This window comes from Pirellulales bacterium (genome assembly GCA_019636345.1).
GTDB lineage: Bacteria > Planctomycetota > Planctomycetia > Pirellulales > Lacipirellulaceae.
Map to the genome: position 1 here is coordinate 919,434 of JAHBXQ010000002.1, position 26,447 is coordinate 945,880.

Below are 26,447 nucleotides of genomic sequence, written 5' to 3' on the forward strand. Positions count from 1 at the left end.
GATCGCCGAACCACTTATGCCGATGGAGAAGCCTCGCGCCGCGTCGCGAGCGCTGACGCTCGACGAGCTCGTCGAGCGGTCGCTGGCCGAGCAGCGCGACCTGTCGGCCGTCGAGCGATTCTCGCAATGGCACGAAGGTCGCTACGGCGAGCCGCTGCAGGCGCGCCACTACCACTCGTTGCTGCCGGCGGCGCCGCAGGTCGGCGAGCAGTACGCGTTCGAGGTCGATCTCGACGCCTGCTCGGGCTGCAAGTCGTGCGTCGTCGCGTGCCACGCCCTCAACGGACTCGACGAGCACGAGAGTTGGCGGGACGTGGGGCTGTTGCTTGCGCCGGCGGAGTCTTCCGTTCCGGCCTCGGTCCACGTGACGACCGCGTGCCACCACTGCGTCGAACCGGCATGCGCCAGCGCGTGCCCCGTGAACGCCTACGAGAAGGATCGCACGACCGGCGTCGTCCGGCATCTTGACGACCAGTGCATCGGTTGCCAGTACTGCACGCTCGCGTGCCCGTACGACGTGCCGAAGTATCACGCCGGCAAAGGGATCGTCCGCAAGTGCGACATGTGCACCAACCGGCTGGCTGCGGGCGAGGCGCCGGCGTGCGTCCAGTCGTGCCCCAATCAGGCGATCCGCATCACGGTGGTACGGCAGGACGAGATCGCGGCCCGCGCGAGCGCCGGGACGCTTGTGCCGGGGGCGGTCGGCTCCGACTTCACGCGGCCGACGACGCAGTTTCGCACGGCGCGGCGCGAGTTGAACGCGCTGCTCCCCGCCGATGGGCGGCGAGCGACGCCGCAGCACGCACATGCGGCGCTAGTGGCGATGCTTGTGCTGACGCAAGGAGCGGTCGGCACGCTGGTGATGCTGGCTGTTTGGCTCCTCGGAGACCAAGGGGAGTTGAACTCGTTCGGCGTTGCGGCGAGCGGCGCCAGCTTCGTCACGGCGATGACAACCCTCGCAGGCGTCCTGGCCGTGGCCGGCGTCACGGCGAGCACCTTCCATCTGGGGCGGCCGCTGTACGCCTTTCGGGCCGTGTTGGGGGTCGGGCACTCCTGGCTGAGCCGCGAGATTCTCGGGTTCGGGGCGATGCTGCCGCTCGCAGCGGGGGCGTGCTTCGCCGCCTGGGGGGGTGAACGCTGGTCCTGGGCTCGGCCGGCGCTGGCGCCGCTGGTCCTGAGCGCCGCCGCCGCGGGGATCGTTGCGGCGGTCTGCTCAGCGAAGATCTACCAATTCACTCGTCGTCCATTTTGGATTGGCGTCCAGACGGGGGTGAAGTTCGCCCTGTGCGCTGTTGGGGTCGGGGCCGTCGCCGCGTGGCTGTCGGCCGTCGCCGTGGAACTCCCCGATCGCAGCGCCGCGGCGTTCGCCGTTCTGTTCGTGGCGTCGCTGGTCGCCAAACTGGCGTTTGAGGCCCGGCAGCTCGCCTGGCCCGAGCAGCAGCAAGGTCCGGCCCCCGGAGCGACGTTGGCCAAGAGCGCGGCGCTATTGCGCAACGAGCTGCGCCGCACCGCCGCGGCGCGCTTTGTCTGCGGAGCGGGGGGAGTCTGCGTTGCGCTGTTGTCGCTGGCGCTGAGCGGATTCGATCTCGCGCCTGCCGTGCACATTGCACTGGCTGCTGCGGCTGCGTGCTTATGTCTGGCCGGGGAACTGCTGGAACGCACCTTGTTCTTTCAAGCGGTCGTCCCTCACAAGATGCCGGGGGGGATTGGCCGATGAGCGCTACCGTTGCCGCCCGCCCGCGCCGGTTGTTGGCCGAGGCCTCGTCGCTGCTGCATCAGCGCGAGGGGCGGCTCACGCGCGAGTTGCTGCTGGAGCCGGGCCGGTTCGGGCTGGGAATGGTCCCCGCGACGGCCGCCCCCACGGCGACGACGACCGCGGTCTGCGGATACTGCTCGACGGGGTGCGGGCTCAATCTTCATCTCCGCGACGGGGAAGCGGTCGGCCTCACTCCCGCGACCGAGTACCCGGTCAACCTCGGCATGGCCTGTCCCAAGGGATGGGAGGCGCTTGCCGTGCTCGATTCGCCCGATCGCGCAACGACCCCGTTGCTGCGGAGCGCCGACGGGAATCTGCAGCCGATCGACTGGCCGACGGCCCTGGCGACGTTTTGCTCGCGAATGAAGGCGATTCAGGCCGAGCACGGCCCGCAGTCGGTTGCGTTCTTGAGCACAGGTCAAATCCCCACCGAGGAAATGATGCTGCTGGGCGCCCTCGCCAAGTTCGGCATGGGGATGATCCACGGCGACGGCAACACGCGCCAGTGCATGGCGACCGCGGCCACGGCGTACAAGGAGTCGTTCGGATTCGACGCCCCGCCGTTCACCTACGCGGACTTTGAGAAGTCGGACCTGATTGTTTTGATCGGCGCCAACCTGTGCGTGGGGCACCCCATTCTGTGGGAGCGGGTGCTGCAGAATCGTCGGGGGGGGAAAGTGGTCGTCGTCGATCCGCGCGCCACCGAGACGGCGCAAGCCGCGTGGCGGCATCTGGCGATTCGCCCCAAATCGGACCTGGCGTTGCTGTACGGCATTGCCCACGTTCTGGTGCGCGAGGGGTGGCTTGACGACAACTTTATCGCCGCCCACACGCGCGGGTTCGAGGAGTTCGCCCGACACGTTGAGCCGTTCACCCCCCAGCGCGCAGCGGCGGCGACCGGGCTCGACCCACAGCAGATTTGCGACATGGCGAAGCTCATCCACGAGCATCCGCGGGTGTCGTTCTGGTGGACCATGGGGGTCAACCAAAGCTACGAAGGGACCCGCACGGCCCAGGCGATCATCAACCTCGCGCTGATGACCGGCAACATCGGTCGACCCGGCACGGGGGCCAATTCGATCACCGGGCAGTGCAACGCGATGGGATCGCGGATCTTCAGCAACACGACCAACCTGTTCGGAGGGCGGAAATTCGAGAGCGAATCCGATCGACGCGAGGCGGCGACGGCGCTGGGCGTCCCCGTCGAGCGGATTCCGGACGAGCCAAGCTGGCCGTACGACCGCATCGTCGAAGGGATCCGCCGGGGCGAGATCCGCGGGTTGTGGGTCGTCGCCACGAACCCCGCCCACTCGTGGATTCACCAAGGGGATATGCGCGAGTTGCTCGGTCGACTCGACTTTCTGGTGGTTCAGGACATGTACCGCACGACCGAGACCGCCCAAATGGCCGACCTCGTCCTCCCCGCGGCGGGGTGGGGAGAGAAGGAGGGGACGTTCATCAACAGCGAACGCCGCATCGGCCTCTTGAAGAAGGTGCGCCGCGCCCCGGGCGAGGCTTTGGCCGACTTCACGATCTTCAAGTTGCTGGCCGCCGCCTGGGGGTGCGAGGAGTTGTTCGCCGCTTGGGGGACGCCCGAGGACGTGTTCCAGACGATGAAGCGGCTGTCGCGCGGCCGGCCGTGCGACGTCTCGGGAATTCGCGATTACCGCATGCTCGACGCCGCGGGAGGCGTGCAGTGGCCCTGCCCCCTGGAACTCGAGAACCCGGAACCCGAACGGCGGCTGTTCGACGACGGGCGCTTTTTCCACGAAGACGGTCGGGCCCGGTTCGTGTTCGACGCCCCGCAGTCGATGCCCGAACCCCCGGACGACGAGTATCCGCTGGTGCTGCTGACGGGACGGGGGAGCGTATCGCAATGGCATACGCAAACGCGGACCGCCCAAAGCGCCGTGTTGCGCAAGCTCTACCCGCAATCGCTCCATGTCGAGCTCCACCCGACCGACGCCGACCGGCTGGGCATCGTCGCCGGCGACGAGGTGACGATCGAGTCGCGTCGCGGGGCCCTGCAGGCGGTCGTCCAGGTGACCGCCGTCGTGCAGCCCGGGCAGGCGTTCCTGCCGATGCACGACGCGGCGACGAACCGACTCACGCTTGCTCACTTCGATCCGCATTCTCGGCAGCCGTCGTACAAGGACTGCGCCGTTCGCATTCGCAAACACGCTTGCCAGCGAGGACAATCATGATCGACCTGGCCGATGGCTGCGTCTTGGCGGCTGAACCAGAATCGACGCACGGCGCCGCCCCCTTCACGGCGGAGCAGCAGAGCTACTTGCAGGGTTTCGCCCTGGGCGCCGACGTGGCCCGCAAAGTGCAGGGGCTGCCGATCCTCGCCGGGAGCGCTGGGCCGAAAGGAGCGACGATCACGCTGGGAGGCGCCGCCGTCGCGGTCCCGTCCGGCCCGCCGCGACCGGAGCAAATTCACTACGACGCCCAAGACCGGCAACTCGCCGCGGGCGGGAAGCTGTGCGCGGAGGAGCAAGCCAAGCGCGCCGTCAACCCGCTCGACATGCGGGACCTTCTGCAGGCCCGCGCCGTCGCGGGCGAGTTTCCCAAGGGGACCGACGTCTTTCTCACGAAGTACCACGGCATGTTCTACGTGGCGCCGGCCCAGGACGCCTTTATGTGCCGGCTGCGAATCCCGGGGGGGCACCTTTCTAGTCGCCAACTCGATGGGCTCGCCGATCTCGCCGAGAAATACGCCGGAGGGTACGCCGACGTCACGACCCGAGCGAATTTTCAGCTTCGCGAGATCGCCGCAAGCGATCCGATCCATGTGCTCATGGGCCTGCATGATCTTGGGCTCACGAGCCTCGGCGCCGGGGCGGATAACATCCGCAACGTCACCGCCAGTCCCGCCAGCGGCGTCGATCCGCAGGAGTTGATCGAGACGTTGCCCCTGGCCCGCGCGATGCACCACCACATCCTCCATCACCGCGAGATGTACGGCCTGCCGCGGAAGTTCAACATCGCGTTTGACGGCGGGGGGGCGATCGCCGCGCTCGAAGACACCAACGACGTCGGTTTCGCCGCAGTTCGCGTCCCGGACGAGTTCGCCGACGCCGACTGCCCCGCGGGGACGTACTTCCAATTGACGCTGGGGGGAATCACCGGCCACTGCGACTTTGCCCGCCCGACGGGAGTGCTCGTTCGCCCGGACGAGTGCGTCGCGGTCGCCACGGCGATTGTCCGCGTGTTCAGCGAATTTGGCGACCGGACCGATCGCAAGCGGGCCCGGCTGAAGTACGTGCTCGACGAGCGCGGGTTCGAGTGGTATCTGGCCGAGGTGCAGAAGCACTTGCCGTTTGCGCTGCGTTACGTCGCGGCCGAGCGATTGGCCCCGCGACCTGCGGACAACCGGTGGGGGCACGTCGGGTTCCATCCCCAGAAGCAGTCGGGCCGGCAGTACGTCGGGTTGTCGCTCCCTGTCGGCCGATTGACCGTCGTGCAGCTTCGCGGGATCGCGCGCATCGCCGAGCGCTTCGGCAGCGGCACGATTCGGCTCACTGTGTGGCAGAACGTGCTCGTCACCGACGTCGCCGACGCCGACGTCGAAGCCGTGAAGAGCGAGATCGAGGCGCTCGGGCTCGACTGGCGGGCGAGCAGCGTCCGGGCCGGGCTCGTAGCCTGCACGGGCGCTGCCGGCTGCAAGTACGCCGGCGCCGACACGAAGCGTCACGCCTTGCTGATCGCCGACTACGTCGAAGAGCGGCTTGAACTCGACCAGCCGGTGAACATCCACCTGACCGGCTGCCACCACTCGTGCGCCCAGCACTACATCGGAGACATCGGACTGATCGCCACCGCGGTCGAAGACGGCGACGACATGGTCGAGGGCTATCACCTGCTCGTGGGCGGGGGGTACGGCGAGCGGCAGTGCCTCGGTCGTGAACTGTGCCCCTCGCTCCGTTTTGATCAAGTCCCTGCAGTCGTCGCTCGGTTGTTGGAGGGGTATCTCGCCCGGCGCCGCGACCCGCAGGAGTCCTTTCATGAATTCGCCGCCCGTCACGAGATTCCCGCGCTTCGCGAATTGTGCGAAGCCCAGCTCACGGCGGCTTGAGCCGACGGCCCCCTTGTTTCCGCCCTGAACCGCCATGTCACTTTCGCTCATTCCCGACAGCGCCCCTTTCTCGCCCGAGCAGCGCGCCTGGCTCAACGGGTTTCTCTCGGGCTGGCTTGGCGTCAACGGCGAGCAGCCGGGCGGGCTCAACGGCAACGGCGTCGCGCTCGGACTGCTTGGCGACGGCGACCAGGGACGGACGCCAACCCAGGCGGAGGAGGAGTTCCCCTGGCACGATCCTGGGCTGCCGATCGTCGAGCGGCTCGACCTCGCCGCGGAAAAGCCGCTGCCGCGGCGCCTGATGGCGGCGATGGCGCAGCTCGACTGCGGCGCCTGCGGCTACCAGTGTCAGACCTACGCCGAGGCGATCGCCGCAGGCGAAGAAAAGTGCCTGACCTTGTGCGCCCCCGGCGGCGGCGAGACGGCCAAGGCCGTCAAGGCGATCCTGAAAGAGCAGGGAGCCGCGCCTGCCGCGGCGCCGACCATGAACGGGGCGAGTCGCCCGGCGCCTGCGGGGACGAGACAAAACCCCGCCGTCGCGCGAGTCAAGGCGATTCGCAATCTCAACGGTCCCGGTTCGGCAAAGCACACGGCGCATGTGGAGATCGATCTGGCCGACTGCGGCGTCGCGTACAAGGTCGGGGACGCCTTGGGGGTGTTTCCTGCCAACTGTCCCGAACTTGTCGAGGCGATCATCGACGCCTTGGGCGCCAAAGGCGACGAGCTTGTCGAGTCGCCTGCCGGACGCGAACTGCCGCTCCGCGAGGCGTTGAGGTTGGATTGCGACCTGGCGACGGTCGACGACGCCTTGGTCGAGTTGCTGCAAAACGGGGGAGACCCCGCCGAGGCTGCCGTGGTGCGGCGCGCCGAGGAGTCCGACTCGCTGTGCGAGTACGACGTGCTCGATCTATTGCAGTTGGCGCCCAGTCGTCGCCCGACGCCGGCCGAATTGGCTGAGGCGTTGGGCCGGTTGCAGCCGCGGTTGTACTCGATCGCCAGCTCGCCCCTTGCGCACCCCGGGGAGGTCCACCTCACGGTCGGACGCGTCGAGACGGAACTGCGGGGGCGGCGTCGCAAAGGGGTGGCGTCGACGATGTTCGCCGACCGCCTGCAACCGGGCGACGAGGTGCGAGTCTTCGTCCACGCGGCGCACGGGTTCACCGTTCCGGCCGATCCTGCAGCGCCGATGATTATGGTCGGCCCCGGGACGGGGATTGCGCCGTTTCGGGCGTTTCTCGAGGAGCGCATCGCCACGGGGGCGTCGGGGCCGAACTGGCTCTTCTTCGGCGATCAACGGCGAGCGACCGATTTCCTCTATCAGGAGGAACTGGAGCCGCTGGTCGCGGCTGACCGTCTGCGACTCGACCTGGCGTTCAGCCGCGACCAGGACGAAAAAATTTACGTCCAGACCCGCATGCTCGCCGCAGGCGAGGAATTGTTCCGCTGGCTCGAGGATGGGGGATGCTTCTTTGTCTGCGGCGACGCCAAGCGGATGGCCGTCGACGTGGACCGAGCCTTGTGCGAGATCGTCGCACGGCACGGCGGGTTGTCGCCCGAAGCCGCAGCGAAGTACGTCAACGACCTGCGCCGCAGCGGCCGCTACGTCCGCGACGTCTATTAGGCCTCTCGCGCATGCCCCGCAATTGCTCGTGGTTTCTCGCCGACGAGCGGGGGCGGTTGTGCGCCCCCGCTCGCCTTGAGAATTGTCGTCCTTCTGCCGTTCAATTCGTCAGAAGTTGAGCGTGTACTCGCTGTACAAGAAGTCGGCGTCGGTCGTCTCGAGGATCTTGCTGCCGCGCCACAGGTGCGAGTAGCCGACCAAGATGCTCGACCGCGGGCCGATGCCGAACTTGGCGATGAGATCCAATTCGTCGCCGTAGTCTTTGCTGGCGAGACTCTGGGTCGGCGTGCCGCCGATCGCGGGAATAATGTCGGTGTCCTGGTTTGCCATGAAGTGCCAGTACCATAACAGCAGCGTGCACTTGGGAGTCGGGCTGGCGGTGATCAGGACGTTCGGGGCCTCGACGTTCGAGCGTTGCACCGCATCGATGAACCCGAAGTACTTGTGAGCCAGCGGAAACAACTGGTTGAATCGGTTGAAACTCCCGCCGAGGTTGTTCCCCGAGGCGTAGTCGTAGTACAGCCACGCGGTCGGCGACCAAGGGAGCACGTCGCCCAGCTTGCGGCCGATGCCGCACGTGGCGAACATGGCCTTGTGGTCGAGTCCCAAGCCGCTCTGTCGGCCGAACTGCGGGCCCCCCTCCATGTCGAACAGCCAGTTCTCGGTGAGGGCGCCGTTGACCCGCATGCCGACCGTGTGAATGGAGAAGTCCTGATTGCCGTTCGCTGGGCCCTCGTTCTCGTTGTCGTAGCCGATGTAGTAGGCGTCGACGGTGAAGGCCTCGAAGCCGGAATAGGTTCCGTAGCAGCCGTAGAACGTCTGCTGATAATCCGCTTCGTCCAGATTGTTGAAGTCGACCGGGACGTAATGGGTGTAGAACGCGTCGCCGGTCCAGTCGCCGTCGGCGTACAGCAGCCGCGCGCCCTCGAAGGTCCGGCGGGTGTTCGCCCAGTCGAGGGGGGAGATCAACCGCTCGGCCCCGAACAGCAACTCCTGCCGACCGACGCGCAGGGTCAGCGAATCGGTCAGCCCCGCGTCGATGAACAGGTTGAGAAAATCGCCGCGGTTGACGTCGATCGGCCGCGGGGTGTAGAGCCCGTTGTCGGTCGAGGTGTCGGCGTAGATCCCTTCAGCGAACACGCGTACGTTTTCCGTAGCCTGCCAGTTGGCGTAGGTCCGGAGGCGGGTGAGCCAAAAATTGGTCGTCGTGTCCTCGAACCGGCCGGCGCCTTGCGACTGCCCCATGCCGACTTCGTGGTGGTAACGTTCGCGGAATTGCCCGCCGACGTCGAGCGTGCCGAACATCCCGTCGGCGATCGACAGCTGCTTAAGCGAATCGCCCAGGCAGTTGCCGTCGTAGTCGGGTTTCGACAGGTAGCTGAAATCGTTGAGGTAGAACAGTCCCTTGTGCGAGGCGGCACAAGGGTTCGGCGCCGGGGGCGCGGCGAGTGCGTGCGGAGTTGCCGCAGCGAGGGCCGCGCACGCCAACGGCGTCCGAAGCATCTTGAAGAATCCCATATCGCATCGACTCCGTTCGTGAGCGATTCGCAGGACGGAGGCGCAATGGCCTCCCCCGGCGATGTCAGGGGGGAAAGGAACGCTGCCGGCGGCCGCAATTGTGCCTCGCAATTGCCAGTTGGCCGCTGGAGCCCGTTGTCGCAGTCTTCGGCACGGCGAAAGCGGAAGAATCGGGTTGATTCGTCGGGCCCGCAGCCCTTGCCCCACCGGCATGACAGGACCGCCTCCGTTGCGGTTTTCCCCTGATTTCGCCGGGCAACTGGGCAGCTTCTGCCGGAAAAGTGAGCAACGACGCTGGCATTTTTACATCGCGGGTCGCCGTATGCCTCACGGCGATATTCTGCTTCCCCCGGCGGGCAGGCGACGAAGGGGGGTGATGCTGCGATGCCGATGGCCGCTCGTCCGGCCGGCAAAGCTCGATCGAAGCGAGCCCTAATCGGTGCTCCCGAGATCTTCGTTGCGCTAGAACCCTAGCCGCCCTCCCGAAGGCGCAAGCGGGGTCACGGTCAGCGATTCCCCTCGTCGAGCCCGCACGAAGAGGTTGAAGGGGGCGCCGGGCCTGATTGCCGGGCGGCTCGGTATGGAATCTGCACTGCCGCCTAGTTGGTCTTTCCCGCCTGGGCCCTTGCCATCCTCGCCCGCCGCTGCGACCCCGCCGTGACCGCTCCCCCCCCGCAAATCCTGGCCGTCATTGACGACGATCCGGCGGTGGCGCGCCTGCTTCGCGGCATGCTCGACCCGCAATCCGCCGTCGTTTGTTCGGCCAACACGGGCGCCGCGGGGCTCGACTTGGTTCGCTCGCGACGGCCCGGGGCCGTGCTGCTCGACGCGATCCTTCCCGACCTCCGCGGGGTCGACGTGCTGCGGCACATTGCCGATGTCGACCCGTTGGTTCCGGTGTTGTTCGTCCAAGCCCGCACAAGCGGCGCGATGACGATCGAGGCTGCAAAATCCGGGGCGTTCGACTTTCTCACCAAACCGTTGGACCGCGACATCGTCCGCGCGGCGGTCGCCCGGGCGTTTCAGTATCGCGACAACGCCTCGCCCGAGGAGGACCGCGCCGAGGCCCCGTGGAGCGACTCGGGCGACGAGGCGCTCGTGGGGCAGTCGGCGGCGATGCTTGAGGCCTTCAAATCGATCGGTCGCTTCGCCGGACACGATGATCCCGTGCTGATTCAAGGCGAGCCAGGAACTGGCAAGGAAGCTTTCGCTCGCGCCCTGCATGAACATCGCGCGGCCCCTGGCGGCGAGTTTCTCACGCTCCACTGTCCGGCCTATGCGGAGGAGCGGTTGCACGAAGAACTTTTCGGCCGCGACGGCGAAGGGGGGCTATGGCGCCAGGGGCAGGGGGGCACTCTGGTGATCCAGGAAGTCGGCTCGTTGCCATTGTCGATTCAGACGGCCGTGGTCGATCGCCTGCAAGCCAAATCAAGGATCGACGCCTCCGACGTACCTCCGCGGATCGTCGCGACGGCGAGCGTCTCGCTCGACCCGCTAGTGCCGCAGGGAGCATTTCGCTCGGATCTGTATTACCAACTTGCCGCGTGCATGGTGCGTTTGCCCGCGCTGCGCGACCGGGTCGTCGATCTGGAGGCCCTGGCCCGATCGTTCCTTGCCGAGTCGGCGACGAGCGAGGGGGCCGACTTCGTACTGGCCGGGGACGCCGTAGAACTGCTGCGCGGCGAGCCGTGGCCCGGCAATCTTGACGAACTGCGAAGCGTGCTGCGGCGCGCTGTCGCGGAGGCGCCGGGGCGAGTGCTCGACGCCGAGGTCGTCCGCGCCGCACTGTGCGTCCGACCCCGAACCGCAGCCGCCCTGTCGCGAGACTCCGACGAGTCGTTCGTCACGAATTGGCGTCGCTTCGTCGACGAACGGCTCTCGCTCGGCACCGCGGAGCTCCACTCCGAGTGCCTCGCCGAAGCCGAGCGCAAGCTTCTCGCTCGGTTGCTGGAGCACACGAGCGGCAACCAGGCGCAAGCGGCGCGCGTGCTTGGCATCTCGCGGGCGAGCTTGCGGAAGAAGATCCGGGCGCTCGGCGTGCCGCTCCCCGGTTAACCCCCGCCGACCGCGATCGCTGGCGAGTCCGTCGGCCGAATCGCGGCCGACTTGGTCGGCGAGTCGGCCTTCGCATCGGCCGCCTCGTCCCCTGCCGGCGATTTTTCGGGGGCGTCGTTGTCGCCGGGCTTCGCGACTTCCAGCCACCGCTTCTTGAGGGAGTTCTGACCCATGCGCGAGTAGTTGATCGAGTCCGCCAGGATCCGCGCCGCTTCCTGACCCGCGTGGAACCCGGAGGAGTTCTCGGCCTCGACGTAGTCGACGTAGAAACTGGCCCGCCGCTGCCATTGCCGGGCCTCGGCGAGCTGGTCGTCCTCGAAGCCGGCCTCCTTGGCGGCCTTGATCTCGTCGATGAGTTCCACGAGGGCGTCCAGTGCGTGTTCCACGCTCCGACGATGGCGACCTTGAATCGATTCGGCGCGAGCGACGAGCTCCTCATCGCTGAGCTTATGACACGTGCCGCAGGAATTGTTGGGATTGATCAGCGGGCTGCGGACGTGGTGATCGCTGACCTTGGTGGCGCCGACCCGTTTGTAAGGCATGTGGCAGTCGGCGCAGGTCACGCCCGACCGGGCGTGAATTCCCTGCGACCAGAGTTCAAACTCGGGATGCTGGGCTTTGAGCATCGGCGCCCCGGTCTCGGCGTGGACCCAGTCGGTGAAGCCCTCGTCTTCGTAGTACTCATACGCCCCGTCGACCGTCAGCCCGTTCGCCCACGGATAGGTCAGCCGCTTCTTGTCCCCTTTGAAGTAATACTCGACGTGGCACTGGGCGCAGACGTAGGTGCGCATCTCTTGCCGCGAGGCCATTGTGTTCACGTCGTAATTGTCGATCCCTTCGTGCTTCTTCGCTGCGGCGATCCCTTCCATGAACGCGGGCCGGGTGATGCGCAAGGCCATCGTCTCGGCGTCGTGGCAGTCGATGCAGCCCACCGGATGCGAGACGTGCTCTTTCGCGTCGGAGTAGGGGAGCGAGTTCAGTTTGTCGAACCCGGCGAGAAGGTCCCCCTCGCCAAGCGTCTTCATGGCCGTGTAAGTGGAAGCGTGGCAGTTGACGCAGGCCCCCGGCTGGCCGACTTTTTGACGCTCGGTGTAGAGCTGGTCTTCGAGCATGTAGGCGTGGCCGCGCTCCTCGCGAAAATCCTTGCTGAAGGCGTACCCGGCCCACATTCGTCGCAGTTGCGGGATGGCGTCGAGCTTGCTCGCCGAGACGACGCGGCGCGGGTCGGCCTCGGTCGGGACGCGGGGGATCGCCTCGCTGCCTCCGTAGGTCGTGTGGACCATGTCGGCGGTCTTGCGGTAGTCGTCGTACTGCTGCGGGAAGTTCCGGCCCCAAAGTTCCGGATCGTCGTCGTCGTCGGTGATCTCGACGACCCGCACGACCGGGGTGCGAGCCTCCTGCTTGTGTTCGAAGATCGTCGTCAGCACGTAGGCGATGAGGAAGCACGCCGCCCCGGACAGGGCCGCGACCGCGGCGAGCAGCCAGACTGAACGCGAACGCTGAGTGGACATGTGAGTCGATTCCGAGCAGGTCAGTGGATCGGACGGCAGGCGTGGCGTCGCGGAAGCGGCGCCGGCCGACGAGGCAGCTTGGCGCCCCCCGCGCCCGTTACGTGTCGTGGCCGACAGTGCGATGACAGTGCAAGCAAGACGTCGATTCGATCGCTCCGCCGGGCTTCGGGTCGGGGTCGATCGCGTGAGTCAACTCGGCATGGCAACTGCGGCAGTTCGCCTCGACCACGCCGCGGTTGTAGGCGTGCATCTGGATCTCGTCGGGGAATCCGCCGGTCGTGAACGCCAGCGAGTGAAAAAACCCGTTCCGAGCTTTGCAATAGTACTTGGCGGCGTAGCTCGTCCGGGGGGCGTGGCAATCGTTGCAGACGGCGAATTTGCCGTGCGACGACTTCACCCACGCGTCGAGGTGGGGCTGCATGACGTGGCAATTTGCACACGCCTGGGGATCGTTGGTGAGATACGACGCGCCGTCGGCATAGCCGAAGGTGAACAGCCCGACCCCCGCGGCCCCCCCGGCCAGAATGCACGCCAGCAGCGCCAACAGGCGCGCCTTGCCCAGCGGTTGCGGTTCGCGCGGCGTCGTCATGTCCGCCTGCGGAAAAGGTTGATAAGCAGCCAATGCGGGCCAGTCCCGCGACGGCGGCGCGCTGCACGACGACGGGGATGGCGACGCATCCGACCGCTGAGTATATCGCTTGTCGGCAATTCGTCAAACTGCTGCGGAACAACGGAATGTTCGCTTGCGAGCGTGCAACGTCTCGCCGCCGCACGTCGGCGCTCATGGAGCGAATGCGCTAGAATCGGCGTCATGGATTGACGCTATGGACGGAGGCGCCGACGTTGTTCCCATTTCGCAGGCGGGCGTATTCGCACATCTTTTCGGGCCTATCGGCGCGCTGGCAGTCCGCGGCAACGGCTGAACTCGTTGCCCGATTCGCTCCCCGATAAGGGAAAGCGCTCGCAAGGAGCGCGCCCGGTCCGTTTCTGGGGGCGATTGTGGCGTGCGGCACACTCGGGAACGGCGGTTGGCGCCCGGTTCGCACTAAGAGGCGGCGTGATGCCGCGTCATGTGCCGCGACACGGACCTCTCGGTTTCTGTCCGCGAGAAAGATATGTCTCGCATTGTCGTCTTCTTGACCTTGGTTGCCGGCGCGGGATCGCTGGCGGGTTGCGGCGAGCGGGTCGCCCCGTTGCCGCGTGAGTCGAGTCAGCCCGTCACGGCGAATCCCGCCCCAGCGGCGGCCTCGCCCGAAGCCGCTCCGATCGGCGAGGGCTCGGCTCCCGTCGCGTACGTCGTCGCGCGCACTGCCGATTTGCCCGGGCCGACGGCGCTCACCCCGGAAGATTGGCCGCAGTACCGCGGCGCAGCACGGGACGGCGTCTCGCAGGCGGCCGCGCTGGCCGACTCCTGGCCGGAGGGGGGGCCGCGCGTTCTGTGGCATGTTCCCGTCGGACAGGGTTACTCCTCCCCGGCCGTCGTCGCGGGGAACGTCTACTTCAACGACTACGATGAAGCGCGCAACGTGTGGATGGTCCGTCGGCTCGGGCTTGACGATGGCGCCGAGGCTTGGCGGTACGAGGTTCCCAAGCGGATTCGCCCCAACCACGCGATCACGCGGACGGCCCCCGCAACCGACGGCGGGTTTGTCTTTGCGATCGATCCCAAGTGCGAGCTCCATTGTCTCGACGCTCGCGACGGCAGTCTGATTTGGAAGCGGTTCTTCCCCGCGGCGTATGATTCGCAGATTCCTCCCTGGTACAACGGCCAATGCCCGCTCTTGGACGGCGAGCGTCTGATCGTCGCCCCTGGCGGCCGCGTGCTCATGACGGCGCTCGACAAAGGGTCGGGCGAACCGGTTTGGGAAACCCCGAACCCCGGCGGCCATCAAATGTCGCATGGCTCGATCATGCCGCTGGAGGTCGAAGGCGTGCGACAGTACGCCTATCTCACGCTCAAGGGGCTCGTCGGGGTCGACGCGGGCGATGGCCGATTGTTGTGGGAATTCCCGTGGCAGTTCAACACCGCCGTGCCCACGACCCCGCTGCCGTTGGGGGACGGCAAACTGCTGCTCACCAGCGGGTATCACGCCCGCACCGTCGTGTGCCAGGTGCGCCGCGGCGCGGACGGATGGTCGGCCGAGGAGGTCGTCAGCCTGCCGCCGCCGACAGGGGGGTGGAACTCGGAGGTCCACACGCCGATCCTTCATCGCGGTTTCGTCTTCGGCGTCGGCAAGAAACAGCGCGGGCTGTGGACTTGTCTTGATCTTCAAGGGAAAGAACTGTGGACTAGCCGCGGCAAAGCGGCCTTTGGCATGGGGGGCTATCTGCTGGCGGACGGCAAGTTCTTCTTGCTCGAGGATCGCACCGGCCTGGTCCGCATGCTCGACGCGGGAAGCGACGAATACCGCGAACTGGCCCGTGCCCAGGTCCTCGAAGGGCCGGACGTCTGGGCTCCGCCTGTGATTTCGCACGGCAAATTGCTGATTCGCGATTTGAAGAAACTGGTCTGTCTCGATATTGCCGCCGGTGCGAATGCCGCCGCGGTGGCGAGTCGCTCGGCCAAGATCGAAGCGAAGCCATGAGATTCACTCGGACCCGAACACTGAGCGGTCGCGGCGCCGGAGCGGACCAGTTCCGCGTCCGGATCACGGGGTTGGCGGTCGCCGGCGACGGGCGGTTGTTCGCCGCCGGGGATCGCGAAGTGAAATCGTTCGCCCCTGACGGAGCCCTCGTCGAGCGGTTTCCCGCGAGCGACGCCCCCTGGTCGTTGGCCGTGGACGGCGACTTGTTGTGGCTCGGCATGCAGGGCCGCATCGAGCAGGTCGACTTCGCGGGGATCAAGGTGAGAGCGATCGTCGACCGCGACCGGCTGGGTCTGGCGACCGGGATTGCCGCGGTCGACGACCTCGTGTTGGCGGCCGACGCGACCCATAAGGCGCTCCGGTTGTATGAACGCGGTCGATGGGTCCGCGACGTCGGGACCGAGGTCAACACGCGCGGGTTCATGATTCCCAACGGCGTGCTCACCGTTGCGTACGACGCTCGCCGGAGACTGTTTGTCGTCGCCCATCCCCAGAAGCACAGGATCGAGTTTTACGAACTCGACGGCGAACCGGCGGGGCGCTTCGGGCGGTTCGGCAACGAATCGCCGCAGGACTTTGGCGGGTGCTGCAATCCGACGACCTGTGCCACGACTCCCGCCGGGATCGTGCTCGTGAGCGAGAAGGCCCCGCCTGTGGTGAAGGCGTTCACTCCTGCCGGGGTATTCTTGGCAGCGACTCCCACGGAAGCATTCGACCCCGGCGCCAAGAATCAGTTCCTCGCCGCCGACGAGCGGTTCGTCTACGCGACCGACTCGGTGCGCGGCACGATCGAAGCGTTTGAATTGTCCGAAGATTGATTCCTGCCCCGCCTTGGCAACGTTCCATGTCCGAATTTGACGAAACACGCCGGGCCTTTCTCCACCGCACGGGCCAGATTGCGTGTGCGACGGCGCTGACTGGGACCGGCGTGTTGTTGGGCCGGCGGGCGTGCCGCGGCGACGCCTGGGCGATCGTTCCCGACCGGTGCGTCAATATTCGCCTGGGAGTCACCGGCGCCGATGAGGTGTGCAGCGTATGCGCCGACCAGTGCGTGCTGCCGCTGTCGGCGGTGCGGGCGGTCAACGAGCACGATCGTTGCGGGCGGTGCTGCATTTGCCCCGCGTACTTTGACGTCCGCAGCCAGGTCGGGTCCGATGGTCTGCCCACGAAAAAGCTCTGCCCGCGCGATGCGATTCGCCGCACTCCGATCGGCGAAGTCGATCCGTACGATCCCCTCAACAACTTCTACGAGTACACGATCGACGACGAGCGCTGCAACGGCTGCGGCCGGTGCGTCATGGAGTGCAAGGACCCCGCGGGATTGGGATCGATCCGGCTTGAAGTGCGCTACGACTTGTGTTTGCGCTGCAATCGCTGCTCGATTGCGACCCATTGCCCGGAGGACGCCTACGTGCGCGTCGGGCCGCAGCCGGCGCCGGCCGCGGCGCTCGAAGGGGGGCATGCGTGACTGCTGCTCCCTCCCGTCTGAGCGACGCTGACGACCGCCGGCGAGCTTCGCTCGGGAGGACGGGGCGAGTGCTGCTTACCGTGCGTGTCGGAGCGGCGGCGCTCATTCTTGCGCTCGCTTCGCCGGGCGCCATGGCCGTGACCGCCGAGGAGGATTACGCTAGGCAGGCCAACGTCGCGCCGCAACCGGCCGATATCGGCGCCGAATACCAAGTTCCCCCGCCGCAGCGCGTCGCCCCGCGGGCCGAGTGGTTGTACTTTCTCGACTTGGCCTTGCTCGTCGCGGCGCTGGTTCTCAGCGGATGCATCGCACACCGCTGGCGGCGGCGGTGGATGGCTGTCGCGGTCACGCTTGCATCGCTCGGTTACTTCGGCTTCTACCGCCAGGGATGCGTTTGCCCGATCGGTTCGATCCAGAACGTCGCAGCGTCGCTCGCCGAACCGAGTCTGGCCGTGCCGCTGGTGGTGCTGGCGTTCTTTCTGCTGCCGTTGGCTGCTGCACTGGTCGCGGGGAGGATCTTCTGCGGCGGGGCATGCCCGCTGGGGGCGATTCAGGATCTGATGCTGCTCAAGCCCCGTCAGCTTCCCGCGGCCGTCGACCGTTGGGGGGGCAATCTGCGCTACGTCTACCTAGTTGCGGCGGTCGCGATGGCCGCATTGCCGGCGGCGTCGCGCGACTTCGTCATTTGCCGGTTCGATCCGTTCGTCGGGTTCTTCCGCCTAAACGGATCGGCGGCCATGCTGGGGTTCGGCGCCGGGTTGTTGGCCGTCGGGACCGTCGTCGGTCGGCCCTATTGCCGTTTCCTCTGTCCGTACGGCGCGCTCTTGGGGGTCGTCGCCCGGTTCGCGTGGAAACCGGTTCGGATCACCCCCGACGACGAGTTGGACTGCGGACTGTGCGTCGAGGCGTGTCCGTTCGGCGCCATCCGCGGCATGCGGGCCGAGGCCGCGACTTGCGTCGCGTGCGCTCGGTGCTTCGCTCATTGCCCGCGTCAGCAGTACGCTTGGGGCGAGATCGAGTTGTACGAGATCGAGCAACTGGCGACCGCCGACAAAGCGCCCTCCGCGGCGCAGGCGAGGCCCTCATGAGCGTCTCGCGGTATGCCGGCGAAAGTCGGCGTCGAGCGGCGCTTCTCGGCACGGGCAGCGTGCTCGCGGCCGCGGTTGCCGTGTGGATTTGGCAGCGAGCGGCCGATCGGATCGAGGCGACCCGATACGTCGATCTGCTCGCTCGCGCAGAGGATGCCGCGCGGAGCGATCCTGCCGCAGTGGCGCCTCTAGACGAACTCGTTGAGCGGCGGACGGTCGATTCGCTGGCTCGGGATCGACGCCAACAAGCCGCGGGGATCGTCGCGCTGGCGGCCGCGGCGCTCGGCGTCGCCCTTGTGCGAGTTCGTTCGCGGCAGAAGCCAGCGGCGCCTGACGCAGTGTACGACGTCGTGACGACGCGACGCGCGGAGGACGGATCTGCTGCAGCCGATCAAGCCGCGTTCGCTGCGGCGCCGGACGTCAGCATTGCTGCGCCGGTCGATCTGACGCCGCTCCCGGCTCTCGTTGAGCGCATCGGACGCGAATCGCGGCAACTCATTCCGCTGTTGCATGCGATCAACCAGCACTACCGTTACCTGCCCCCTGCGGCGCTTGCCCGATTGCCGCAGTTGACAGAAGCGTCGGCGGCCCAAGTCGACGGAGTCGCATCGTTTTATAGCCAGTTCCGCACGCGGCCGCGCGGCGAGAGACTTGTGCAGGTCTGCGTCGGCACGGCGTGCCACGTGGCGGGGGCCGACCGGGTCCTGGACCAATTTCGCCATGACTTGGGCATACCCGCCGACGGCGACACCGACGCCGCGGGTCGGTTCACCGTCGAGACCGTCGGTTGCCTCGGCTGCTGTACGCGGGCGCCAGTGGTTCAAATGGACGATCGCACGGCCGCCTATGTCCAGGTCGAGGACGTGCAGCAACTGGTCGCCGCGGGGCAGGAGAGAACGCCCTGCGGCAACCACTGCGAGCCTGGCTCCAACGGACGTTGCGACGGTCGCGAATCCGCGCAGTCTCCGCTGGAGATTCGCATCGGACTGGGGTCGTGCTGCGTCGCGGGGGGGAGTCGCGACGTGATGGACGCCCTCGAACGCGAGCTCCGCGTGAATCGCATTCGCGCCGTCGTCAAGCAAGTGGGCTGCGTAGGGGCGTGTCACTTGACGCCGCTGGTCGAGATCCGCGGCGCGGGAGCCGAACCTCTGGCGGCGACGCGGGCGACGGTCGCCGACGTGCGGCGAATTGTCCGCGCCTTGCCGACCGCGGCTCCCTGGCCGTTGCGGGCGGTCCGCAGCTTCGTCGATCGCGGTCGTCGGGCGTCCGCTGATTGCGCTGGCACGACGAACGACTCGCAGTGCGTGATCTCGCCGCTGGCCGACGATCGCATCCAGTCGTTCACCGGTCCGCAGGTGCGGATCGTCACCGAGCATTGCGGCGAGATGGACCCGACGAGCCTGACGGACTATCGCCGCCGCGACGGCTTTACGGCGCTCGAGCGGCGTCTCGCCGAACGGAGCCCGACCGAGATCATCGCCGCCGTCGATGCGAGCGGCCTCCGCGGGCGCGGCGGGGGCGGGTTCCCCACGGGACGCAAGTGGCGCACCGTCGCCGCCGCGGCGGGCGAGAAGATCCTCGTCTGCAACGGCGACGAAGGGGATCCGGGCGCGTTCATGGACCGTATGGTCATGGAGTCCTATCCCTTCCGCGTGTTGGAAGGCATGGCGATCGCCGCCTATGCCGTGGGGGCCGCCACGGCAATGATCTACGTCCGACACGAGTACCCGTTGGCGGTAGAGCGATTGCAGCACGCCGTGGCGGAAATGACCCGAGCAGGGCTCCTGGGGGAGAGAATCGCGGGGAGCGACTTCTCGCTCGCGGTCGAGATTGTCGAAGGGGCCGGGGCGTTCGTCTGCGGCGAAGAGACCGCGCTGTTGGAATCGATCATGGGCCGTCGCGGCACGCCCCGGTATCGTCCCCCCTATCCGGCCGAACGCGGTTTGTGGGACCGTCCCACGTTGGTCAACAACGTCGAAACGTACGCGAACATTCCGTGGATCATGCGTCACGGCCCCGACCGCTTCGCTGCGCTGGGGACGCCGACGAGCAAGGGGACGAAGGTCTTTTCGTTGGCGGGAAAGGTGCGCCGCGGCGGGCTGATCGAGGTGCCCATGGGGCTCACGATCCGGCAGGTCGTCGAGGAGTTGGGCGGCGGCGTCCGTTCGGGCAAGCGGTTCAAGGCGGTGCAAATCGGCGGGCCGTCGGGGGGCTGCATCCCCGCCTCGCTCGCCGAGACGCCGATCGACTACGAAGCGCTCCGCAGCGTCGGCGCCATCATGGGGTCCGGCGGACTGGTCGTTATGGACGACGACGATTGCATGGTCGACGTCGCCCGCTACTTCCTTGAATTCACCCAGCGCGAATCCTGCGGTCATTGCACCTTCTGTCGGCTCGGAACGCGGCGATTGCTGGAGATTCTCGAGCGGATTTGCGCCGGACAGGGGCGCCCGCGCGATCTCGACGAGATCGAGTCGCTGTCAGCGCAAGTCATCGCCGGCAGCCTGTGCGGTTTGGGCAAGACGGCCCCGAATCCCGTGCTGACGACGCTGCGCTACTTCCGCGACGAGTACGAAGCCCACCTCGCCGGGCGCTGTCCCGCGGGGAGGTGCAAAGGGCTGATCCGTTACCACGTGACGCGCCAGTGCGTCGGTTGCACGCTGTGCGCCCAGCACTGCCCGGTCGGGGCGATCCCCGCGACGCCATACCGTCAGCACGTCATCGACGCTGACCGTTGCACGCGGTGCGACGTCTGCCGCACGACATGCCCTGAACATGCGATCGAGGTGCTGTCATGATCCGCGTGGCGATCGACGGAACGTGGGTCGAGGTCCCCGACGGGGCGAGCGTGCTCGACGCCGCTCGGCAAGCCGGCGTCGACGTGCCGGCCCTCTGTTGTCATCCCGACTTCCCGCCCAACGCTAGTTGCATGTGCTGTTTGGTGCGCATCGACGGCGCCGCGACGCCGTCTCCGTCCTGCGCCACGAAGGTTCGCGACGGGATGCAGGTCGAGTCCGAGACCGCTGAGATCCGCGCACTGCGCCGCACCGGGCTGGAACTGCTGCTCGGGGACCACGCAGGCGACTGCCGCGCGCCGTGCGAGAACACATGCCCCGCGCGGATGGACGTCCCCGACATGCTGCGCCACGTCGTCGACGGCGATTATCGCGCGGCGCTGGCGGTGGTGAAGCGGGACATCGCGCTTCCGGCGATCCTGGGTCGGGTCTGTCCGGAAGTGTGCGAGAGCGCGTGCCGTCGCGGGCAACATGACAGCCCTGCAGCAATCTGCAAGATCAAGCGGTTCGTCGCCGATCGCGACTTGGATTCTCTCGCGCCTTACTTGCCGGAGATCGGGCCGCCGACGGGGCGTCGCATCGCGGTCGTCGGCGGAGGACCGACGGGGTTGACCGCCGCGTATCACCTTGCGCTGCGGGGACACGCTTGCACGATCTTCGAGGCCCAGCCGCATCTGGGAGGGCGATTACGGAGCGAGTACACGGCCGAGGAACTCCCGCCGAGCGTGCTGGCCGCGGAGATCGCCGCCGTCCTGCGGGCTGGAATCGCAACCAGCTATTCGCAGCGGATTGACGCCCGTCTCGCCCTCGATGCGCTCTTGGCCGAGCACGACGCGGTGTTGTTGGCCACGGGGCGAACCGACGGATATGCGCTGGCTGGGTTAGGGCTTCGCCACGGCGGCAACGGGGTTCAAGTCGACCCGGCGACGCGCCTTACCAGTTGCGACCGCGTGTTCGCCGCGGGCAATGTCGTCAGGCCGTACAAACTCGTCGTGCAGTCGGTCGCCGAGGGGAAGCTGGCCGCCGAGTGCATCGATTGCCGGCTGGCGAATCGTCCCGTGCCGGATCGGCGGAAGGCGTTCGAGTCGCGATTGCAACGGATGACTGCCGGCGAATTGTGCGATTTTTGCGAGGGCACGCCGACGACGCCGCGCATTGATGCCCGGTTGTTCAACGGCGACGTGAGCGAAGACGCCGTTCGGCAGGAAGCGGCCCGTTGCTTGCACTGCGACTGCGAGGCGCTGCATCACTGTTTGTTGCATCATTACGCCAAGGCGTATGACTGCGACGCGCGGCGATTCGCCGGGCCAGGGCAACACTACCGCGGCCGGATTGAGGGGCGGGGCGTGCGGCTGGAGATCGGCAAGTGCATCGCGTGCGGGATTTGCGTACAGATCGCCGCGGCGACCCCCGACGCGGTCGGATTGGCCCTCACGGGGCGGAGCACGGCGATCCGCGTTGCGCCTCCTGCGGGAACGTCGCTCGACGCCGCCCTGGGGAGCGCCGCCCGGCAATGCGCCGAGGCCTGCCCGACCGGCGCCATCGTCGTCGATGCATCCTGATTGCCGGAAACTCGCCTAGCCTACTGCGCCGTCTCGTCAACCTGATAAACGCGGACGTAGTCGACCTCGAACCGTGCGGGGAACTGCGTCTCGCTCGGGTCTCCCCCCTGCGTCCCGCCGATGGCAAGATTGAGCAGCACGTAGTGGGGCTCGGCGAAGGGACGCGTCCGCCCGCGGTCCTGATTGACGGCCTGTTCCAGATCGACCTCGTTGAGGAGCTTGCCGTCGACGAGGATGCGGATCCGCGACTCGGTCCAGTCAAGCTCCCACTCATGGAAGTCCGCCGCCCAGTTCTCGCCAAAATCAGCCAGGGGCACGTTCACCGCATCCCAGGCGGGCCGTCCGCGGCGGCCCGACCAGCAGGCGTTCGCCAGCAGCATGTCGCGGTAGTATTCCATGACGTCGATTTCGCCGCACCCCGGCCAGCCGCGGGCCGAGCCGAGCGTCCAGATCGCCGGCCACAGCCCCGGGCGGGCGTCGATGCGGGCCCTGACGAAGATCCGCCCGTAAAGCCACTCCTGCAATCCGCGGGTCAGCACGCACGCCGAGGTGTACTCGGCATGCTCGCGGCGCCGCCGCCAATCGCCCGATTGCGGGTCGAATCGCGGATTCTTCACCTGCTCGCGGCGCGCCTCGATCACCAGCAGTCCGTTGCGGCAGTCGGCGTTCTGCGGCGCGTACCACTGCAGCTCTTCATTGCGGACGAATCCGCGTTCGTATGTCCAGTTCTTTGGATTCGGCGGGCCGTTCGCATCGAATTCGTCCGCCCACACGAGGCGGAATCCGGCCAAATCACGTCGCTCGCCGGCGACCGACTCGGGCGCGACCGAATCGACGGCCCATGCGCCCTTGTCGACGCTTGACAGAACCACGATGGAGAGACAACCGCAACGAACAAACACGTGCATCCAACGACTCCCGGCGAGCATCATCGAGCAAACCAAATGCGAAGCCTCGGCATGCGAGGCAACCGCAGCCGATTCTAGCCGAGGCGCTCTTCCCGGCGAACCGTGGAAAATGGCCGCTCATGGTGAGCGGCGCCACGCAATTCGGCCTCAATGCCGGGCGAACTTCGCTGCCGGGAGACCTAATCCGGAAGCTGATCGACCTCAAGCCAGCGTGCGACGCCGGCTTGTTGGACCGTACCGTAGGGGCGGGGGGCGGCCTTGATCTCGCGCATCAGCCCCGCGAACGACGCGAGAGCGCGGACCGCGTCCAGCCACTCCTGCGGGCGTTCGCGAGCGAGTCGTTCATCGACGCCGCAACAGATCGCCAAGTAAGCGGCTCGGGCGAGGCGGCGGACCGTCTCGGGGGCGCCGTCGGGCGGGTCGAGAGCAATCGCTCCGGCACAAGGCGCGTCGGCGCCCTCGTCGGCGACATAGCCCGCCCGCTCGGCGACGATGCGATAGGCCGGTTCGCCGTTGACGACGATTGCCTCGCCTCCCTGTCTGCGAATCACCATGTCGGCGCAGGCGAGGACTCGATCTTCGTACGAGGCGATCGTTTCGTCGTCGGGCATCCCGGGGCGGGTCGTGTTGCGATACAGATCCTTGATCTCCCAGTCCTGCGCGTCGAGGCGTTGGCGCCCGACCATGACCCCGACGATTGTGGCGGCCGTCGCCGCGTTGTTGTCGCAGTCCCATCCCAGATTGAAGGCGATCCGCAGCGTCTCGGCCATGTCGCCCCGACCGTACACGAGCGCGGCGATCGTGCAGGCGGCGTTCAACTCGTATCCGTTCCAATCACGGACTTCGCCCCGATGGACCTGCCAGCGGTCTTTGATCGATTGGCGAGCCGCTCGCCAGTCGTCGGGATGCGCGCGGCAGATGTCACGCGTCGCGGCGACGATCGCGGCGACCTCCGAAAGCGGATCAACCGCGGCGAGGCCCGCATCGAGCAGCCGTTCGACATCGTGCTCGACGAACGCCGACGCGATCATCGCGGTAAACAGCCGCGTCGTTTGCAGAGGCTCTCCCTCGACGGCGACTCGCGTGTAGTGCATGCCGATCCGGGCCGCGGTCTGCGGCATCGCGGGGGACATTAGCCCGAACGACTCGCAGACGAACTGACCGGAGAGATTGAAGCTGGCCCAGGGATTCAGCTTTGCCGAACCCGTCAGCGGCGGTTCGAAATCCAACTCCATGAGTTGCCGCGCGTAGCCGTTTGCGCACCAGACCCCCTCGTTCACATGGCGCCGCCACAGCCGCGCGATTTGGTCGGCGGGGATCAGCGGATCGCCTCGCCGCTCGATCTCGACGACGTAGATCCACTCCAGATCGGTGTCGTCGTCGGTGCGAGCTCCTTCGGGGAGCGCCGGGACGTAGGCGTCGACGTTCCCGGGTTCGTGGATGTACTTCATCTCGTGGGGCAGTCCGTTGAGATTCCCCAGGATCTGCCCCAGCATCCCGCCGCGGATGCGATCTTCAACTTCGGCCCGCAGAAGTACGACCTCGGCCCCGTTCGCCGCCGCGGAGTTCGAGAACGACTGGACGACCGCAGCGAGCGCGACTGACCAACGGATCGCAGCGCGGCTGAAACAGGGGATTTGCATGTGCGTCAGCCCTCGCCTGGTCCGATCGTCCCGCCGGTGAATTTCTCGTCGATCGCCGCGTGGCCCGTCAGGACCTCGGCCTTGTAGCCTCCCTTGGCGCGGAAGTACGCGATCAGGCCCACATAGCATGCCAACATGATCGCCGGCAGCACGGCGATCTTGGCCAGCGCCTGCTGCTTGGTCGACCGCTCCCAGCCCGCGAGCCGTTCCCGCTCGGCCTTGTCGAGGGCGTCGTAGTTGCTCTTGTCGACGTATTCGTATTGCGAGAACAGGCCCGTCTTGGTCGCGGCGACCGACTTGTGCAGTTCGGGCGCCTGTTCGCTCACCGCGCGGTTGAAGTCGGCGTCCTGGATCGTGCCGATGTAAGGCCCGCCGATCGTGCCGACGGCGATCATGCCGACCCCGGTCACCGCGTTGAGCAGCAGGGCTCCTCCCTTGGGGTACTGTTCGGAGACGACTCCCAGCGTCGTCGGCCAGAAGAAGGTCTTGCCGAACCCGTACAGGGTGGCGGCCAGGAAGAGCACGCCCCCGCCCGTTCCGGCGTTGCCAAGCCACACGAGTCCGATCACCGCCAGCGCCGAGGAAGCCGCCAGCAATCCCAACGGGGAGATGCGATGCACGATCGGCCCCGCAAAGAATCGCAGCACGAACATGATGGCCGAGGTGTAGACGATGAACCACGTGCCCATCGTCTTGTCCTGCAAGACGGCTCCCATGATGTCTTGAATCCAGCCGTCGGTCCCCAACTCGGTCGTCGCCAGCAGGAACATCAACAGCAGCAGAAACACGAACATCGGCCGGCCGAAGGCGCCGCGGACGCGGACGGCGAACAGCATCGCCGGGACGACTGCAACGATCATCGCCGTTCGCCAGTCGAGCCACGCCAGCAGACTGCGTACTGACTCCATGTCCAGCACCGTCAGCACCTGGCAGATCCCCATGATGATCAGGTACGAGACGATGTAGGCGCTCCCCCAGCCGAATTCCTTGAGCATGTCGTCGAACGAGACTCCCGCTTCGACTCGCTCCTGGGTGGGAAAGCGGACCCCGCGCAACAAAGAGCCGTAGACGAGGATCGGCAGCAAGAGGATCGCCATCTGCCATTGCCAGATTTCGCCCGGCAGCTTGGCGCCAAATCCGTCCTCCAGCCTGGTCACCAGGATTGACAACAATCCCCCCAGGACGAGGCCCCCCGGCCACCCCGCGTGGAGCACGTTCAGCCAGTGCGTTTTGTTGTCTTTGTAAATCGTGGCGACGACCGGATTGATGACTGACTCGACGACCCCGTTGGACAAGGCGTACAGGAACGTCGCGAGATACAGCGTCAGAAAGTTCGGCGCGAAGATCGTCAGCACGGTCGACACCACGTGCCCCAAGAACGCAAAAACCATCGCCGTGCCGTAGCCGATGCGGTCGACGATCAGGCTGAACAGAATGATCGAGATGGCGAACGGGTAGACTCCGACGCCGTTGATGATCCCCTTCTGTTCTTCGGTCAGGCCGAATTGCGTCTCCCAGTCGCCCAGCACGGCGCCGCGGACGGCGAAGCCGAACGACGTGGCGGCCAAGCCGATGAAGCAGCCGAGAAACAGCCGACGATTGTTGTCAGATTGCATCATGCCTTCCGAGAACGCGAGCGAGTGACGAGAGACGACGACGAGGCGCAGATACCGGGCGACGACCGTAAGCAGTTGCGCGTCGCCTGGACCGCCCTCACGTGATAGCAAGTCGCTCGACGCAAGTTAAGGGTCTGCGAACGTGTTCCGGAGAATTGCCAAGTCCGATCTGGCTCGCGCCCTGCTTCAAGAGAACCGCAAATGCCGCTTGGAATCGCGAGCAAACTCGGAGGGATGCGGGCG

At 66.8% G+C, this 26,447-nt stretch carries 17 protein-coding genes; 11 read left to right on the forward strand and 6 right to left on the reverse strand.

Features of this window, described 5'->3' with window-relative positions; genetic code table 11:
* Window positions 1-22: 22 nt before the first annotated feature.
* The 4 genes from KF688_07515 to KF688_07530 are packed head-to-tail and all read left to right on the forward strand — an operon-like array spanning window position 23 to window position 7,455.
* Window positions 23-1,717: a dimethyl sulfoxide reductase anchor subunit gene (locus tag KF688_07515; protein MBX3425508.1), complete on the forward strand. Its 1,695-nt coding sequence runs from the start codon at window positions 23-25 to the stop codon at window positions 1,715-1,717.
* Window positions 1,714-3,960: a nitrate reductase gene (locus KF688_07520; protein ID MBX3425509.1), complete on the forward strand. Its 2,247-nt coding sequence runs from the start codon at window positions 1,714-1,716 to the stop codon at window positions 3,958-3,960. Before KF688_07515 ends, KF688_07520 begins: the two co-directional genes overlap by 4 nt.
* On the forward strand, window positions 3,957-5,834 hold the full coding sequence (locus tag KF688_07525) for a NirA family protein (protein ID MBX3425510.1): 1,878 nt from the start codon (window positions 3,957-3,959) through the stop codon (window positions 5,832-5,834). The genes KF688_07520 and KF688_07525 overlap by 4 nt, the downstream gene beginning before the upstream one ends.
* 34 nt (window positions 5,835-5,868) lie before the next feature.
* Window positions 5,869-7,455 carry a sulfite reductase subunit alpha gene (locus KF688_07530; protein MBX3425511.1) on the forward strand — a complete coding sequence of 529 codons (1,587 nt, stop codon included), beginning with the start codon at window positions 5,869-5,871 and terminating at the stop codon, window positions 7,453-7,455.
* 108 nt (window positions 7,456-7,563) lie between these two features.
* Here the strand turns inward: KF688_07530 and KF688_07535 are convergent, their stop codons facing one another.
* On the reverse strand, window positions 7,564-8,958 hold the full coding sequence (locus KF688_07535; GenBank protein MBX3425512.1) for an alginate export family protein: 1,395 nt from the start codon (window positions 8,956-8,958) through the stop codon (window positions 7,564-7,566).
* A gap of 672 nt (window positions 8,959-9,630) precedes the next feature.
* Here KF688_07535 and KF688_07540 point away from each other — a divergent pair.
* The gene (locus KF688_07540) at window positions 9,631-11,028 is read left to right on the forward strand and encodes a sigma-54-dependent Fis family transcriptional regulator (protein MBX3425513.1); all 1,398 of its coding nucleotides are present in this window, start codon (window positions 9,631-9,633) and stop codon (window positions 11,026-11,028) included.
* Here KF688_07540 and KF688_07545 read toward each other — a convergent pair.
* Window positions 11,025-12,539, reverse strand: a complete 1,515-nt coding sequence (locus KF688_07545) for an ammonia-forming cytochrome c nitrite reductase subunit c552 (protein ID MBX3425514.1) — start codon at window positions 12,537-12,539, stop codon at window positions 11,025-11,027. The genes KF688_07540 and KF688_07545 overlap by 4 nt on opposite strands.
* A gap of 97 nt (window positions 12,540-12,636) precedes the next feature.
* Window positions 12,637-13,128, reverse strand: coding sequence for a cytochrome c nitrite reductase small subunit (gene nrfH / locus KF688_07550; protein MBX3425515.1), 492 nt, complete (start codon window positions 13,126-13,128; stop codon window positions 12,637-12,639).
* 526 nt (window positions 13,129-13,654) lie between these two features.
* Here nrfH and KF688_07555 point away from each other — a divergent pair.
* The 6 genes from KF688_07555 (at window position 13,655) to KF688_07580 (ending at window position 22,037) form a co-directional block, all read left to right on the forward strand.
* Complete coding sequence (locus KF688_07555; GenBank protein MBX3425516.1) at window positions 13,655-15,124, forward strand: PQQ-like beta-propeller repeat protein; 1,470 nt, start codon at window positions 13,655-13,657, stop codon at window positions 15,122-15,124.
* Complete coding sequence (locus tag KF688_07560) at window positions 15,121-15,942, forward strand: hypothetical protein (protein ID MBX3425517.1); 822 nt, start codon at window positions 15,121-15,123, stop codon at window positions 15,940-15,942. The genes KF688_07555 and KF688_07560 overlap by 4 nt, the downstream gene beginning before the upstream one ends.
* 26 nt (window positions 15,943-15,968) lie before the next feature.
* Window positions 15,969-16,592 carry a 4Fe-4S binding protein gene (locus KF688_07565; protein ID MBX3425518.1) on the forward strand — a complete coding sequence of 208 codons (624 nt, stop codon included), beginning with the start codon at window positions 15,969-15,971 and terminating at the stop codon, window positions 16,590-16,592.
* A 68-nt stretch (window positions 16,593-16,660) separates the two neighbouring features.
* Window positions 16,661-17,680, forward strand: coding sequence for a 4Fe-4S binding protein (locus KF688_07570; protein MBX3425519.1), 1,020 nt, complete (start codon window positions 16,661-16,663; stop codon window positions 17,678-17,680).
* Window positions 17,677-20,478 (forward strand): NAD(P)H-dependent oxidoreductase subunit E, encoded by a 2,802-nt coding sequence (locus tag KF688_07575; protein ID MBX3425520.1) that lies wholly within the window; start codon window positions 17,677-17,679, stop codon window positions 20,476-20,478. Before KF688_07570 ends, KF688_07575 begins: the two co-directional genes overlap by 4 nt.
* Window positions 20,475-22,037, forward strand: a complete 1,563-nt coding sequence (locus KF688_07580) for an FAD-dependent oxidoreductase (GenBank protein ID MBX3425521.1) — start codon at window positions 20,475-20,477, stop codon at window positions 22,035-22,037. The genes KF688_07575 and KF688_07580 overlap by 4 nt, the downstream gene beginning before the upstream one ends.
* A gap of 20 nt (window positions 22,038-22,057) precedes the next feature.
* On the opposite strand, the gene KF688_07585 is transcribed toward KF688_07580, so the two are convergent.
* The 3 genes from KF688_07585 to KF688_07595 form a co-directional block, all read right to left on the reverse strand.
* Complete coding sequence (locus KF688_07585) at window positions 22,058-22,945, reverse strand: glycoside hydrolase family 16 protein (GenBank protein MBX3425522.1); 888 nt, start codon at window positions 22,943-22,945, stop codon at window positions 22,058-22,060.
* Between the two features lie 179 nt (window positions 22,946-23,124).
* Window positions 23,125-24,588: an ADP-ribosylglycohydrolase family protein gene (locus KF688_07590; protein ID MBX3425523.1), complete on the reverse strand. Its 1,464-nt coding sequence runs from the start codon at window positions 24,586-24,588 to the stop codon at window positions 23,125-23,127.
* 5 nt (window positions 24,589-24,593) lie between these two features.
* The gene (locus KF688_07595) at window positions 24,594-26,207 is read right to left on the reverse strand and encodes an MFS transporter (protein ID MBX3425524.1); all 1,614 of its coding nucleotides are present in this window, start codon (window positions 26,205-26,207) and stop codon (window positions 24,594-24,596) included.
* Between the last annotated feature and the right edge of the window lie 240 nt (window positions 26,208-26,447).

Bases quoted from the DNA above. Each gene is read 5' to 3' on its own strand.
- KF688_07515 (MBX3425508.1), top strand. From the start codon at position 23: ATGGAGAAGCCTCGCGCCGCGTCGCGAGCGCTGACGCTCGACGAGCTC.
- KF688_07520 (MBX3425509.1), top strand. From the start codon at position 1,714: ATGAGCGCTACCGTTGCCGCCCGCCCGCGCCGGTTGTTGGCCGAGGCC.
- KF688_07525 (MBX3425510.1), top strand. From the start codon at position 3,957: ATGATCGACCTGGCCGATGGCTGCGTCTTGGCGGCTGAACCAGAATCG.
- KF688_07530 (MBX3425511.1), top strand. From the start codon at position 5,869: ATGTCACTTTCGCTCATTCCCGACAGCGCCCCTTTCTCGCCCGAGCAG.
- KF688_07535 (MBX3425512.1), bottom strand. From the start codon at position 8,958: ATGCTTCGGACGCCGTTGGCGTGCGCGGCCCTCGCTGCGGCAACTCCG.
- KF688_07545 (MBX3425514.1), bottom strand. From the start codon at position 12,539: ATGTCCACTCAGCGTTCGCGTTCAGTCTGGCTGCTCGCCGCGGTCGCG.
- nrfH (MBX3425515.1), bottom strand. From the start codon at position 13,128: ATGACGACGCCGCGCGAACCGCAACCGCTGGGCAAGGCGCGCCTGTTG.
- KF688_07555 (MBX3425516.1), top strand. From the start codon at position 13,655: ATGTCTCGCATTGTCGTCTTCTTGACCTTGGTTGCCGGCGCGGGATCG.
- KF688_07560 (MBX3425517.1), top strand. From the start codon at position 15,121: ATGAGATTCACTCGGACCCGAACACTGAGCGGTCGCGGCGCCGGAGCG.
- KF688_07565 (MBX3425518.1), top strand. From the start codon at position 15,969: ATGTCCGAATTTGACGAAACACGCCGGGCCTTTCTCCACCGCACGGGC.
- KF688_07575 (MBX3425520.1), top strand. From the start codon at position 17,677: ATGAGCGTCTCGCGGTATGCCGGCGAAAGTCGGCGTCGAGCGGCGCTT.
- KF688_07580 (MBX3425521.1), top strand. From the start codon at position 20,475: ATGATCCGCGTGGCGATCGACGGAACGTGGGTCGAGGTCCCCGACGGG.
- KF688_07585 (MBX3425522.1), bottom strand. From the start codon at position 22,945: ATGCACGTGTTTGTTCGTTGCGGTTGTCTCTCCATCGTGGTTCTGTCA.
- KF688_07590 (MBX3425523.1), bottom strand. From the start codon at position 24,588: ATGCAAATCCCCTGTTTCAGCCGCGCTGCGATCCGTTGGTCAGTCGCG.
- KF688_07595 (MBX3425524.1), bottom strand. From the start codon at position 26,207: ATGATGCAATCTGACAACAATCGTCGGCTGTTTCTCGGCTGCTTCATC.